Origin of the sequence: Halobellus captivus (genome assembly GCF_007655485.1) — an archaeon.
In the GTDB taxonomy this organism is placed as follows: Archaea; Halobacteriota; Halobacteria; order Halobacteriales; family Haloferacaceae; genus Haloquadratum; species Haloquadratum captivum.
The window spans coordinates 31,192-44,549 of record NZ_VJXQ01000005.1; the positions used below are offsets into that span (position 1 = coordinate 31,192).

12 protein-coding genes are annotated in these 13,358 nt (G+C 63.1%); 6 read left to right on the forward strand and 6 right to left on the reverse strand.

All coding sequences use genetic code 11. From position 1 onward, the window contains the following. Nucleotides 1-28 precede the first annotated feature (28 nt). The 3 genes from FJT57_RS12820 to FJT57_RS12830 form a co-directional block, all read right to left on the reverse strand. Entirely contained in the window at nucleotides 29-1,129 is a 1,101-nt protein-coding gene (locus FJT57_RS12820; protein WP_144905869.1) for a hypothetical protein, read from the reverse strand. Nucleotides 1,130-1,247: 118 nt separating this feature from the next. Continuing rightward, the gene (locus FJT57_RS12825; protein WP_144905871.1) at nucleotides 1,248-2,303 is read right to left on the reverse strand and encodes a DUF1616 domain-containing protein; all 1,056 of its coding nucleotides are present in this window, start codon (nucleotides 2,301-2,303) and stop codon (nucleotides 1,248-1,250) included. A gap of 65 nt (nucleotides 2,304-2,368) precedes the next feature. Further along, entirely contained in the window at nucleotides 2,369-4,564 is a 2,196-nt protein-coding gene (locus tag FJT57_RS12830) for a DUF4129 domain-containing protein (RefSeq protein ID WP_144905873.1), read from the reverse strand. Between the two features lie 111 nt (nucleotides 4,565-4,675). On the opposite strand from FJT57_RS12830, the gene FJT57_RS12835 reads away from it, so the two are divergent. Genes FJT57_RS12835 through FJT57_RS12845 form a run of 3 tightly spaced genes read left to right on the forward strand, consistent with a single transcriptional unit; the run spans nucleotide 4,676 to nucleotide 7,547 of the window. Next, entirely contained in the window at nucleotides 4,676-6,097 is a 1,422-nt protein-coding gene (locus FJT57_RS12835) for a DUF58 domain-containing protein (protein WP_144905875.1), read from the forward strand. After that, nucleotides 6,097-6,615 carry a hypothetical protein gene (locus tag FJT57_RS12840; protein WP_144905877.1) on the forward strand — a complete coding sequence of 173 codons (519 nt, stop codon included), beginning with the start codon at nucleotides 6,097-6,099 and terminating at the stop codon, nucleotides 6,613-6,615. The genes FJT57_RS12835 and FJT57_RS12840 overlap by 1 nt, the downstream gene beginning before the upstream one ends. Then, on the forward strand, nucleotides 6,612-7,547 hold the full coding sequence (locus FJT57_RS12845; protein WP_238993993.1) for a hypothetical protein: 936 nt from the start codon (nucleotides 6,612-6,614) through the stop codon (nucleotides 7,545-7,547). The genes FJT57_RS12840 and FJT57_RS12845 overlap by 4 nt, the downstream gene beginning before the upstream one ends. A gap of 66 nt (nucleotides 7,548-7,613) precedes the next feature. Here the strand turns inward: FJT57_RS12845 and FJT57_RS12850 are convergent, their stop codons facing one another. From FJT57_RS12850 to FJT57_RS12860, 3 genes are all read right to left on the reverse strand, one after another. After that, entirely contained in the window at nucleotides 7,614-8,591 is a 978-nt protein-coding gene (locus FJT57_RS12850) for an AAA family ATPase (protein ID WP_144905879.1), read from the reverse strand. 285 nt (nucleotides 8,592-8,876) lie between these two features. Further along, entirely contained in the window at nucleotides 8,877-9,791 is a 915-nt protein-coding gene (locus FJT57_RS12855; RefSeq protein WP_144905880.1) for a DUF4350 domain-containing protein, read from the reverse strand. Continuing rightward, the gene (locus tag FJT57_RS12860) at nucleotides 9,792-10,067 is read right to left on the reverse strand and encodes a hypothetical protein (RefSeq protein ID WP_144905882.1); all 276 of its coding nucleotides are present in this window, start codon (nucleotides 10,065-10,067) and stop codon (nucleotides 9,792-9,794) included. Between the two features lie 354 nt (nucleotides 10,068-10,421). Here FJT57_RS12860 and FJT57_RS12865 point away from each other — a divergent pair, with 354 nt between their 5' ends. The 3 genes from FJT57_RS12865 to FJT57_RS12875 all read left to right on the forward strand — a co-directional run bounded on the left by FJT57_RS12865 (nucleotide 10,422) and on the right by FJT57_RS12875 (nucleotide 12,931). After that, a complete protein-coding gene (locus FJT57_RS12865) occupies nucleotides 10,422-10,646 on the forward strand; it encodes a hypothetical protein (RefSeq protein WP_144905884.1) in 225 nt (74 codons plus the stop codon). Between the two features lie 24 nt (nucleotides 10,647-10,670). Beyond that, on the forward strand, nucleotides 10,671-11,192 hold the full coding sequence (locus FJT57_RS12870; protein ID WP_144905886.1) for a metal-dependent hydrolase: 522 nt from the start codon (nucleotides 10,671-10,673) through the stop codon (nucleotides 11,190-11,192). 527 nt (nucleotides 11,193-11,719) lie between these two features. After that, nucleotides 11,720-12,931 carry a glycosyltransferase family 2 protein gene (locus tag FJT57_RS12875; protein ID WP_144905888.1) on the forward strand — a complete coding sequence of 404 codons (1,212 nt, stop codon included), beginning with the start codon at nucleotides 11,720-11,722 and terminating at the stop codon, nucleotides 12,929-12,931. The last annotated feature ends 427 nt before the right edge of the window (nucleotides 12,932-13,358 follow it).

Below are 13,358 nucleotides of genomic sequence, written 5' to 3' on the forward strand. Positions count from 1 at the left end.
GAATTCGATTCTTTTCGACCGGTCCTTTTTACCGATCGCCCTCCCGCCGAATCAGTAACACGGACACGATGAGCGCGCCAACGACGTTGAGCGGGAACATCGGCGTCGACGCGTCCGACTCGCCCGGCTGCGTCTCCGTCGGCGTCGATGGGTCGATGACGTTCGAATCGTTCGACGTGGGCTCGGCTTCGTTATCGTCGGAACCGTCAGTCGAGGTGGAAGTGCTTGCATCCGTATGTGGTGAAACGGGCGTCACGGCGCTGGTTGTCGTATCCGGAGTCGTCCCTGGTGTCGTTGTCGTCTGCGCGGCCGTGTTCGTGGGTACCGTTGTCGTCGCATCTGTACTGGGTGTCCCTGACGAGTCATCGGAATCGGAAGTACCGGGATCAGGATCACTGCCTCCGGAGGACTCCGTCGTCGTCTCGCCGTTAGAAGAGATCGTGAGTGTCTCGACTGAACTCACGCCGGTCACCTCGTCGCGACCGTTGACTTCATCCTCGCCGCGAGTGGCGGCGTAGATCTCGTACTCATCCGCCGCGAGGTCGTCGAAGGTGACGCTGTACGTTCGATCGTCGACCTTGGTCGCGACGTACCGATGCGTCGAGTCGTTCATCACTGCCAAATCGACGTAGTTTGGCAATTCAGTGTCGCCGGTCAGTTCGATCGTGACAGTAACGCGTTCGCCCTCAGAGACCTCGCTCGGCGCGTCGACAGCGAAGTCGTATCCGGACATCACGACCGGTTGGACGGCCTGCCGAGAGCCGTCGACAGTCAGTGCGAGTACGTACGTGCCGCGTTCGAGCGAGGTGGTGTCGTCGAGCGTGTACGTCCCGTTCTCGGTCCTTCGAACCGAGTCCATAATCTGACCGTCGCCGTTGTACAGATAGACCGTGAATATGCTGTCTCCCGGGCGCGACACCTCCACCGGGAGCGTTTCACCGACGTCTCGGTAGCCCAGCGACGAGACGGTGTACGTCTCTCCTTGTACGGAGACGGTCTTGGAGGGCGTGTCGATGCTCGTTTCGGATTCGAGCGTGTATCCCGACGACGCCACCGCCGCTCCGGCGGCGAGCAGCAGCACGGCGGCGAGAACGAGAAGACAAACGATGTGGAAGCGGGAGCGCTTCATAGTAGATCACTCCAGTCGATCTCCTGAAAAGTGTGTCGTCCCGGCTCGCGCCGTTCCTCCCGCGGCCGGGGCGCAGTGAATTGGATCGCACCGGGCTACCGCAACGTGCCGGGGCGAGCTACCCCGACCGAACGGTGACCCACAGGTGCACCTCACGATAGGCGGTTTCGACGCTCGGCGGCGACGGCGGCGCGTCCTTATAGAGCAGATAGGTCAGCCGAAGCCGTTCCCCGGTCATCGTCGGGCGGATCTCGTGGTCACGGTGCCACGTTTCGTTGTGCTCGACCCGCGGTTCGAACGTCCGGAGGCGGTCGGATTCGAGCACCGTCGTGGAGTTGTTCGCGACCTCGACCCGCTGGAGCGCCACGACGACCGTATAGTTCACCGCCCGGTGCTCCTGATTTCCCACGCCCACCACGAGCGACGCAGGCTCACCGCGCACGAGTTCCTCGGGGTAGTCGTCAGCGACGAGTTCGCCGTCCTCGCCCTCGGTGAGCAGATACAGTTCGCTGAACGATTCTCCGGGTTTCGGCATCGCAACCGCGTAGCCGACGCTCGCCGTCGCGAGAAGCACGCTCACCACGAGCAAGACGTTCAGCGCGGCGTCAGCCCGCGAGTCGGGGTGGAAGAGTTCCTCGGTCGCCGCGTGAAACCACTGCTCGTAGGGGACCGCGAAGCGTTCGTCTTCGGGTAGCGCCTTCCGGCGAGTAGACGCGGCGGCGACGGCGACGAGCGTGAATCCGCTCACGGCGACGAGGACCGGAACGAGTCTGATCCCCCAGGGCGTGAAGTTGAGGATGAGGCCCAAGAGCGGGACGACGGCGATGCTTGTCCCGAACGAGAGCGCGACGCGTTCGATGCCGTCGATGCCGGTCGCGTTGGGATCCGTCGACCCCTCAGTCTCGGTGGTCGCGTCAGTCCCGCCCGGTTCCGCGTCTTCGGACCCCGAAACCGTCGGTCCTCGCTCGGGGAAGAGCGCCGCAACGAGGGCATATCCGGGGACGAACAACACGAACGGAAGTCCGAGGATGACCCGCAGTGGGGTCTCATTCAACCCGGGCGTAAGCGTCGTCAACAGCTGTAATCCCACAATCGCGACCACCACGGCAAGGTCGGCCGGGAGAGTCCGAACAGGTTCGGGGAGGTAGAGCCGCCAGTGTGGTCGCCCGGACATCTATCTGGCAATAGCGATCAGCACACAAAAAGTAGTTGTTCGACCGCGGCGAAAACGCCGGGCGTTCACTGTTGTACGTTCGCCTCGAGGAGTCCGCGCGCGGTTTCGAGCAGGGCTTCGGCCTCTCGATCGCTCACCGAGAGGCCGCTGTAGGCCGATTTCTCGTAGCCGTCGGTCAGCGTTTCGAGCGCCTCGGGATCGTCGATACCGCGTTCGACACACAGCTCGTAGAACTCGCGGTGGGTCGCGTCCGCGCTGGCTCCGACGCGGTCTGCGAGCGCCTGCTGGACGCCCGCATACGCGATCACGACGGCATCGTTCGGACGGCCATCGGCGAGCGCATCAGATGCGGTTTCGACTACCGAGGCGCGCTCCACCGACGACGCGGGCTCGAGATCGGACTCACGATCTGCGGTGCCGTCAGCCGATTCTGTCACGGTATCGTCCGCGCTGGCGGTCGGTTCATCCTGTTCGAAGAGCGACGCGAGTGCCCCGTTCCGTCGGAGGAGGAACACAGTGACGACGCCGACAACCCCGACGCCGACCACGACGCCGACCACGACGCCGAGGAGAGTGAACCGATCGGCGGACAGGTCGCCGTTCGCGTCCTCGTCCGTGCTATCGATACCAGCTTGTTCCATCGCGTCAGCCGGGTCAATGCCCGTCGAAGCCGCCGAGGAGTCGAGGTTCGTTCCCGATCCGTCGAACGCGACCGACACCGTCGCATTCTCCTCAGCGACGGTTGCTGGTAGATCGATCGTCGTTCGATACGCGCCCGAGGCACCGGTTGTAGCTGTCTCGAGTGTCCGCCCGTCGACGGCGATGGTGATCGGTTGGGCGTCGACGACCTCACCGTCTTCTGTCCTGAGCCGTCCCTCGACAACGACGGTGTCGTCCCCGTCCAATCGGGCGCTCACGTCGAGGTCCGTTGGCTGCGATACGATCGAAAGCGACGTCGTGCTCGGATCGAGCCGAACGGCACGATCCGAACGGTCGGTCGAGACGCCGAGATCGACGCTCCCCGCAGGGATGCGCGCGGGGACAGTGCCAGTGAGCGTCGATTGGCCGCTCGCGTTGGTCGTCGCCGCCGACAGTTGCGATCCGTCGATCGAGGCGGTGAGCGGGTAGTTCGCGACCGGAGTCCCGTTTGCGGTGACCGTCGCCGTGACCGCCAGCGAGTCCGCGTAGCCGTAGGCGTCTCCCGAGTGGTTTGTGGTCTCTACCTCCGCAGTCACTTGGGTGATATTGACGGGCACCGTCGCGTTCGATCCGCGGTACACTGAGGTAGCGGCTGGCCGATATGCGACTTCCAGCTCGTCGGTATCGGCGTCGACGGTCGTCGGCCGATAGGTGAATTCGAATTCGCCGTCGGCGTCGACAGCCGCCTCGACAATCTGGTCGCCGACGGCGAACTGCGCGGTTTCTGCGTCGACCGACGTACCGTTCGCAGTTTCGAGTGTGCCCGAGAGGACAAGCGGATCCCGGAAGGACACCTCGCGGTCGTACGACCCAACCACCAACCGCGTTTCGACGAACTCCCGAGCGACGATCTCTCGACGATCTGTGTCAATGTCCGTCTGGATCGCCTCGATTCGACTGCTGCTCTCGTTGAGGTCGCTGCCGGTCGCGTTCGAAATCTGATCGTACCCTTCAAGCAGCCGATCCGACTGCGATTCCCCATCATCCGCGAGCCGACTCAGTTCGCGCGCGAGTTCCCGGGCTCGTTCGTCGTCGCCATCCGCAGCGGCGTCCTCGTACGCGCGTTGGGCCTCGCGGAATTCGCTGACAGTGTCGACGTACTCGCGCTGCGTCTCCTGGACGGTCCCGTACTCCTCGCTCGCTCCGTCCCCGTCGGTTTCGCCGTCGACGTCGACGTACTTTTCCAGTGCCTCCGAATAGTCATCGCCGACAGCTGCCTTCGCGGCATCGTACTCCGCCTGACTGAGCTGGAGCGAACTATCGCCGATTCGAGCGTTCAGATCGCCCGAGAGATACGAAGCGAGACGGTCGAGACGACTCTCACTCTCGACGTCTTCGGGGTCCTCGTGGAGCACGCTGCTGTTGTTGGATTCGGCACTGGAACCGTCGATGGGAGCGTCGTCACCGACTTGCCGGGGATTCGTATCTATCAGTGACGGCATCGCAGACGATATTCCATCCGTCGACTCCGGTATCGCCTCAGCGGGCGTCGCCGCGGCCCCACTCGTCGCGACGAGAAGCAAGAGGAACAGACAGCTCAAGCGATGCCAGTTTCCGCGCACTATCGGAGGCAGTCGGGCGAACGTAATGGGCTTTCGCATTCGGATGACGGATCCCTGGTGACGGTCGCCGAACACAAACATTCAACTTCGGCGCTACGAATCAGTACCACGATGCTTCCGACCCGCCGATGGGCCGTCCTCGCTGGGACTGCGTGCTTCTTCGCCGCCTTCGCCGCCATCCTCGGAGAGGCGACGCCGCTGTACGCGGCGGGCGGGCTCTCCGCGTGGCTGTTGCTCGGACAGGCCGATGCGATCCGGACGATGCGCCAGGTGGAGCGCGCGCTGTCGACGGACGTTTCGGTCGCGACCCCGAATGCGTTCGTCGGCGACCGGACGGCCGTCACGGTCGACGCGTCGCTGTCGAGCCCAGTCGATGCGCCCGTCGACGTTGAACTCGTCGCTCCGCCGAGTGTCTCCGAACCCCACCGGGACCAGCACGTCCTGAGGATCGACCCGGGGGAGACGTCCGCGACGACCACCTGCAGCGTGACGCTCCCGGTCGCCGGGCGGATCCGTTTCGACACCCTGCGCCTGACGATCGGGGATCGTACCGGATATTTCACCGAATCGATCGAATTGGACGCAGACGCACGGGTTCTTGTCGATTCTCCCTCGGCCGCGGATCTCCACGTTGGGCAGGGCGGTCGAGCCGTCGGGACGATGTTCGGCGAGCACCCGACCGACCAGACCGGTCCGGGATTAGTGCCGCACGAGACGCGTCAGTACGTGATGGGCGATACGCTATCACGGATCGATTGGAAGACGACCGCGCGGATGAATCAACCGTACATCCGAGAGTACGAATCAGAATCGGACTATCAGCTCTCACTGGTGTTCGACGCCGGATCGCAGATGCGCGCCGGACCGACTGGACGGACGAAACACGCCTACGCGCGGGAGATCGCGCTCGGGTTCGTTCACGCCGCTGAATCTTACGGTGATCCGATCCGCGCACACTTCCTCGACGACGACGGGACACACTGGCGATACGGGCCATCCACCACCTCCGACGCCTATCAGACGATTCGCAATCGACTCCTCGACAGCCGTCCGGCCGCGGGCGGCACCGGGACGGTCGACATTTCGAACCCAGTCAGCCCATCGGAGGCGCGACAGACCGGACAGTCGCTCGACGGCGACTCGCCGTTCGCGACAACGCTTCGGCCGTTCCTCGACGAGACGGCGACCTACATCTCGCGGGTCAGCGATCGACCGCTGTTCAATGCCGTCAAAACCGCGTGTGGAACCGACAGCCGAGCGCATCTGGTCCTCATCACCGATGACACGTCGAAAGTGGAGACGTACGAGGCGATCGTCCTCGCCTCGCAGGAGAGCGAGCAGACGAGCGTGTTCCTCACGCCGAGTGCCCTGTTCGATCGGACGCAGACCGCAGGGACCGACGGGTTCGTCGAATTCGAGGCGTTCCGCCGACGGCTTAATCGGCTGCGGAACGTGACCGCCTACGAGGTCGCCCCTCGCCCGGCGGTCGAGCGGGCGCGAACCGACGCGGCCACCGCCGGAGGGGATCGCTGATGGTGGGGGCAGGACACTCCGAGACGACATCGCTTCGACCGTCAGTGCGTTCGAATCAACTGACGCTGCTCGACGGCATCGGCGCCATCGTCCTCACAGGGGTGTTGCTGCGCTCTCACGGCGTTTGGGGGCTGCTCGTCGGCATTGGTGTCCTCGGAGCGGCGACGGCTAGTTCCGGCCCCGCAGCGTTTCTCCTCGCACAGCTTGGGATCGTCTCGCTGGTGTCCGTTGCGGAGTCGTGGACGCTCGCGGCGACACAGCTCGCAGCCGGACTCCTGTTGGCGAGCGCGGCGTACGGCCCCACACCGACACGCGCGCAGCTCGGACGGTTCACGGCGGCGTACGTCGCCGCTCTCGGTCTCGTGTGGGGACTGCAGGCGAACCTCAGGTGGTTGTGGCAGTCCGCACTGCTGGTCGTTGCACTCGCAGCCGGTGTAGCGTACGTCCTGCACCGCTACGAACGCGTCAATCTCGGGCTCGTGACGACGCCGGACGGTTCCACGGAGGTGGATCGATGACATCGAACGAAGCGCGGGAGCCCGAGGCGTCAGGCGAGTCCCGCAAGCGCGGTTCGCGGGATGGGCGGCCGCTCGTCGGGGGGTCACTCCGAGGGAATCGGGATGACGCCGGGGCCGCGGGACCGGACCGGGATGAACTCGCGACACTCAGGCGAGAGAACGCTCGTCTCAGACGCCGCTACGACAGCTTGCGGGGAGAGCAGTACCGAAAGACGGCGATCGCCCTGCTGGCGATAGGCGTCCTCTCACTTATCAGTGCGGTGCTGTTTCCACCGGTGAGAGACGTCCTCGTGGTCCTCGGCGCGATCGGGGTGTTCGCCGCCGCGATCACGCGGTATCTCAGCCCCGAGCAGTTCATTCCCGTGGAGATCGGGACGACGGTCTTTCGGGCGCACGCGAAGAACCACGCGGCGATCGTCGACGAACTCGGTCTCCAAGACACGGCCGTGTACGTTCCCGATGCCGATCGGGAGACGACCCGGCTCTTCGTTCCCGAACACCGCGCGTACGCGCTCCCGTCCGCAGAGGAGCTTCGGCGAACGTTCGTCGTCACTGATGACGAGCAGCGCCGAGGGGTGGCTTTCGAGCCGAGCGGCAGCGGGCTGTTCGATGAATTCGAGCGGAGTCGGACGGGCCCACTCGGCGACGATCCCGAAACGCTCGCGCGGCAGGCGGCCGACGGGCTCGTCGAACTGTTCGAGCTCGTCGGGTCGGCCACAGCCGAGGTCGATACCGCTGACGGCCGCGTGACAGTCCGCATCGGTCAGTGCCGGTTCGGTGGTCCGACGGCCTTCGATACGCCAGTGGCGTCGTTCGTGAGCGTCACGATAGCGCAGGGGCTCGACACTCCAGTCGTCACCGAGGTCGCGGCCGAGACGGATGCGGATTTCGTCGTGACGTGCCGGTGGGAGCCCTCAGAGCGAAATGGATGAGTAATCGAGGGCAGCCGAGCAGATCGGCCGTTCAGCCCCAAGGGAGCCATCTCAGTCCGTGGGTGATCAGTCGTCGTCCGCAGCTCGCGGAGTCTCTCGAAGTTCGTACTCCGGTGTGGAGACGGTCTCGACCACCTCGGCAGCGATCTCGCGCGGATCGCGGCCGCTGATCTCCGCTTCCGTGTCGAGCACGAGACGGTGCGAGAGGATGAGCGGTGCGAGCCGCTTGATATCGTCAGGAATCGCGTAGTCCCGGCCGCGGATCGCCGCCGCGGCCTTTCCGGCGTGCAGGAACGCGAGAGAGGCCCGGGGCGAGGCCCCGAACTCGATGGCCTCGTGATTGCGCGTCGCGGCGACGAGGTCAAGAATGTAGTCGAACAGCTTGTCGTCGACGTGGACGTTTTCGACCTCCTGTCGAGCCGCATCGATGTCGGCCACGTCGATGACGTTCGAGATGTCCGACGGCGTGAGCGACGGCGACTGGTCGAACCGCTGGAGGATCTCCCGCTCGGCGGATCGCTCGGGTAGATCGACGACGACCTTGAACTGGAAGCGGTCCCGCTGTGCCTCTGGGAGGGCGAACGTCCCCTCGTACTCGATCGGGTTCTGCGTCGCGACGACGATGAACGGATCGGGCAGACTGAGCGTCTCGCCTTCGATGGTGGTCTGTCCCTCTTCCATCGCTTCCAAAAGCGCCGACTGCGTCTTCGGCGTCGCTCGGTTGATCTCGTCGGCGAGCACGACGTTCGCGAACACGGGACCCTTCTGCAGCTCGAACTCGCCAGTTTTCTCGCGGTAAATGTGCGTCCCAGTGATGTCTGCGGGCAGCACGTCGGGCGTCATCTGAATCCGCTGGTACTCCAGGTTTGCCGCGTGGGCGAAGAGGTTCGCGATTGTCGTCTTGGCGACGCCGGGAACGCCCTCGATGAGGACGTGCCCGTCCGTTAGAAGAGCGATAGTGAGCGCCTCGACAGCGTCTTCGTTGCCGACGAGAAGCTGCGATGTCTCCTCGACGATCGCGTCGTAGATCGCTTCGGCACTCATACCGACGGCCTCCGGTTCGTCCACTGACTCCTGTGCGGTGGCTCGCTGATGCCCTGGCGACGAATTCGGTTTGGCGCCTGCCACGGAGGACGATAGTCCGGGTGCCGTGCGCTCGGGGACGTGCCTTCTGCGTCCCAACGGTGGGTGCTTCCTCGAAGTGCTCTGTCGGAGATTGGGAACTGAAAGACGATCATAGGGAAATACGACGCGTAGTCGGCGTGACAGCGTTCGTTACTCATCCTGTGCGTGTGCGAGGTTTATAAGTTCGGCCTTCTCGGGTCCTATTCAGCGCTCCCGGTGGCCGTCACCACGACGCGAAACGAGGGCGAGCGCTCCGAGTACCGCCCCACCGAAGAGGAATTGGAGGGCGGGTGAGCCCCGCAGGTAGTAGAGAGCGACCCACAGCGGCGGCCGTTCGCCCACGTTGGAGTAGTCCAAAAACACCGTCTCGTGAGTGCCAACAAGCGCCCGCACGAAAGCGCGGTTGTCCGGACGTTCGAGCATCGCGTTGATGAAGAGGCTCGGATCGCTCACAACGACGACGTCGCCGTCGCCAAGGGGTTCGACCGTCGCGACGGGGTACGATCGAAGGGGTTCATCGTCGTCGAGTTCCCCGTCGTCGTCGACGTCGCGGTAGGAAAAGTTCGACGAGCGGACGAGCACCGCACTCCCGTTCGGCTCAACCGTCGCCGGGTAATTCAGCGTTAGTTGCGTGACGCCGTCGGTGTAGGGGTCCTCCGCAGGTTGCGTCGCGATCGGTAACGCGCCCGATCTGTGGTTATGTCGCTCATCGCGCAGCGGCGTCTGGTTGATCCGTGCCGACGCGCCGAGACGGCCGAGGAGGTCGTCGCCGTGGGATCTGAAGTCGTCGGCGACGACGAGCGTGCCTCCGGCGCGGACGAATGACGCCAGTCGGGACGCCTCGGCGTCGTCATAGGCCGTCTCCGGGGAGAGCACGAACGCGATCGATCCGGCGGCGTCGGCATCCGCGTAGTCACTCGTGGCGTAGATGACGCGGTGGTCGGTACCCGCGTCCGTGGCGACGGTTTTGACCCCCGACGCGCCGTCCCACGCGGGATTGTACGCGCCGTAGGTCGCCGCCGACGTACTCGCGCCGACGGCAACGCCGAGCGCCAAGGCGAGGACGAGCCCAGCGGCGAGCAGATGCGGGTAGCCGAGTTCCAGAGAGCCGAGCCGCATTCAGAGCACCCCCGGTGGGAGGATTGCGAGGATCCGCCGGACGACGATGTAGCCAAAGGCGAGAAGACCAACGGCGATGAGCCAGCGGAGGCGTCGCCGCCACGTGGGCGTGACCGCAATGGGAGCGCTGAGTTCGACGACGATGAGAAAGCCGATGAGCGAGACGACAAAGACCAGCTCGTAGGACAGCGAATCCAGGAGGACGAGCACGAGCGTGGCACCGAGCATCCACGCGAGTTGCGCGCGGATAAACCGTTCACGTCGTGCCGTCGCCATACGCTTCGCTTCGCGTCGAGACTAACTAAACTGTCGCTTGGCCGAAACCGCCGGGGCGTCGTCCGTCGGGTGACACATTCAAGACGGAAATTGACAGCGCTCGACACAGGGAGGTGAACGACTGAATGACGCTTTAATTTCCGTTCGTACGCGGGAATGGGGGGGATAACGAAGGGAGAGGAGCGACTCCGTACTGGAATGATCTCTCAGTCCGGGATACCGGTGGCCGTTTCACCAACGTTCTCCCGGAAGCCATCACCTCGAGGGGCGACAGCAGACAGCCCGCAGAGAAGAAGACGATCTCCTGGAGCGGAACGCACTGCGCGGTGAGACACAGCACGGAGCATACAGCGTATGGGATTAAAACGACTGTTCGCGTATATTGTCGCCTTCGAGTTGATCGCAATGGGCGTGTTCTTCACGTATCTGTTAGGGGCCGTGGCTTCGGCCGGTGGCGTGGCGACTATCGATATGACTCAGTTCGGAGAGCAGTGGATCGAATACATCGTTATGGTCGTGTTGACCGCAGTCGGTCCGTACGCACTGTACGTTCTCAACGAGCAACCAGAGAATCAATGACCCTCCAGGCCCTCGCCTCGAATAGTGTTCCCGATCGGCCACTTCGCGCTTGGTTACCTCGCCGTCGCCCTCGTTCGTCGCATTCGAGATCGCCCGCTTCCTGACGGGTGGCTGTTGGGGGCCGTGTTCGTTGGCTCACAGCTGCCCGACCTGATCGATAAACCGCTCACCTACTACGGCGTGCTCGAAAGCGGCCGCTCATTCGGACACTCGCTGCTCGTGATGGGACCCGTGCTCATCGCGCTGCTCGTCGTCGCGAGGCGTCGGGGGTACGGCGAAGCGTCAGTGGCGTTGGTCGTTGCAAGCCTCGCACACTTCGTCGGTGACACGTATCGGATCGTGCTGGCGGGCGAGTGGAACGCACTGCGCTTTCTCCTCTGGCCGGTTTTCCCGCCGATTGACTACCCGTCAGACGGAATTCCGCCGTGGATTCGCGTGTTCAACTCCCTCGGAGATCCACGGTTTCTGTTCCAGTACGCCCTCGCCGTCCTCGCGTTCGGAATCTGGCTGTCCAGTCGGTATCGGGCCGGGGCGCGCAGCGGATAAATCGCTTGACAAACGGGTCGTCGTAGCGACTGCTACCCAGCAAAGATCCGTCCACACTAGTACGTGAACCAACATAGTTCTCTCATTTTATAGAATGATAGTTACCAGTTAATTGAGAGTCTACATACGAGTACGGACCTCGAAGTCCTTCTACCCAAAAATCAAATTTGGAAAACACAGTAAAATTACAGTTACAGTCATACTTCTGTAATTTATCTTCCTGTCTGGATATTCGCGTAACAGGTGCGTCGTGGTGGCGGTGCCTCTCGCAGTAAGCCGATCGGATTCGGACAAGATTGGGTCATTAGTCATCAACAGACCGGACTGTCTTGTAGAGAAATACTTTTATGCAAATCTCGTATTAAGATTGGTAATGGCATTCTATGGTGGGGGAGCAGCCACGCGGGACACTCGACAGACCGCATCGAGTAGGCGATGACTACCGGGACGGCAGCTTCGACGACACGATCGCATCAGCCACATAGTCGCGTCACTCTCTCCTCCAGACGACCGCCGTTTGTTTCATTATGAGTTCCATCCAGACACAAGACAGTCCAGAGACGCTTTCGGGAGAGCGTGATCAGAGTCCGGTACTCCTCGACGCCGACAGCGACATCACACCGACGGTCAGCGTCGTGATGCCGACGATGAACGAAGAGGAGGGCATCCGCGAGTGCATCGAGCGGGTCAAACGCGCCGTCGATCGATCCGGCCACCTCACAGAGGTGGTCATCAGCGACGACTCCGACGACCGCACGCCCGACATCGCCCGCGAGCTCGGAGCGATCGTCGTCGAGCCCGACGAACCGGGGTACGGCTACGCCTATCGGTACGCCTTCGAGCACTGCCGCGGCGAGTACATCATCATCGGTGACGCCGACACCACCTACGACTTCGAGCAGTTCCCGAAGCTGCTTGATCCGGTGATCCGCGGTGAGGCCGATATGGTGATGGGCAGTCGCCTGGAGGGAGAGATCGAGCCGGGTGCGATGCCAGCCCTCCACCAGTACGTGGGCAACCCGCTTCTCACGCGCTTTCTGAACGCGTTCTACGATGCGGGCGTCAGTGACGCCCACTCGGGGTTCCGTGCGTTCCGCGCGGACATCCTCGACGAGCTCAAGTTGGAGACGACGGGGATGGAGTTCGCCTCCGAGATGATCATGGACGCCGGAGCCAGAGATCTGACGATCGCAGAAATCCCAATCGTCTACTACGAGCGCGAGGGTGAAGCGACCTTAGAGAGCTTTCGCGACGGGTGGCGGCACGTCCGGTTTATGCTCTTGAACGCCCCGAGTTACCTCTTTTCGATTCCCGGACTCGTGATGGGACTGCTCGGACTGTTAGTGATGGTCGTCGCCGTCAGCAACGTGAGTCTCGGCGGGGCGTCTTTCGGGACGCACACGGCGATCGCGGGCTCGCTCCTGACGCTCGTCGGCTTTCAGGTGGCGAATATGGGCGCGTTCGCGACCATCGGGAGCGACCCGATCCAGCGCCCCAACGACCCCTTTACGAACGCGTTCATCGAACACGTGACGCTCGAACGGATGTCGACCCTGGGGCTGGCGCTGTTCCTTGCCGGCGCTGGCTACGCGGTGTGGCTCGTCGTCCAGTGGGCGCAGACCGGCTTTACGCGACTGCCGATGGTCGTCGGCGACGTGGTTGCGTTTACCGCGATCGTTCTTGGCGTGCAGATCGTCTTCAACGCGTTCTTTATGAGCGCGATCGCCACGCGGGAGTGAGAGAGAACGATCGGCGGGGAGGAGTATCCATTCACGTCGTGCATTGAGAGAGTATATTTCGTGTGCTTTTTCGCCCGACAGCGACGGTGTTAGAGCGTACTGGAATGTACGAAGCGGCCTCTCTCGCGGGACAGATCGATTCGAATTCGTTTCGAATCGGCGCCGATTCTATCGCTGGGCGTTCCTTTTCGATGGTCACTCAGACGATCTGTAACCCGACGGGCGTGGACCCGGGGATCAGTTATGTGTGGAACGCGTTCGAGGTTCTTCAGATATTCGTACACAGATCAGCTCACAGTGAACTCATCGCACAGATGAAAAGCATAGCTGATTCTCAATATTTCTGGAACTGAAGAAGGACGTAATCGGAATCCGACGCCGTCTCCCGTATCTGGTTTGTGATGAAGCGTGGTTGTATCTGCAGGGC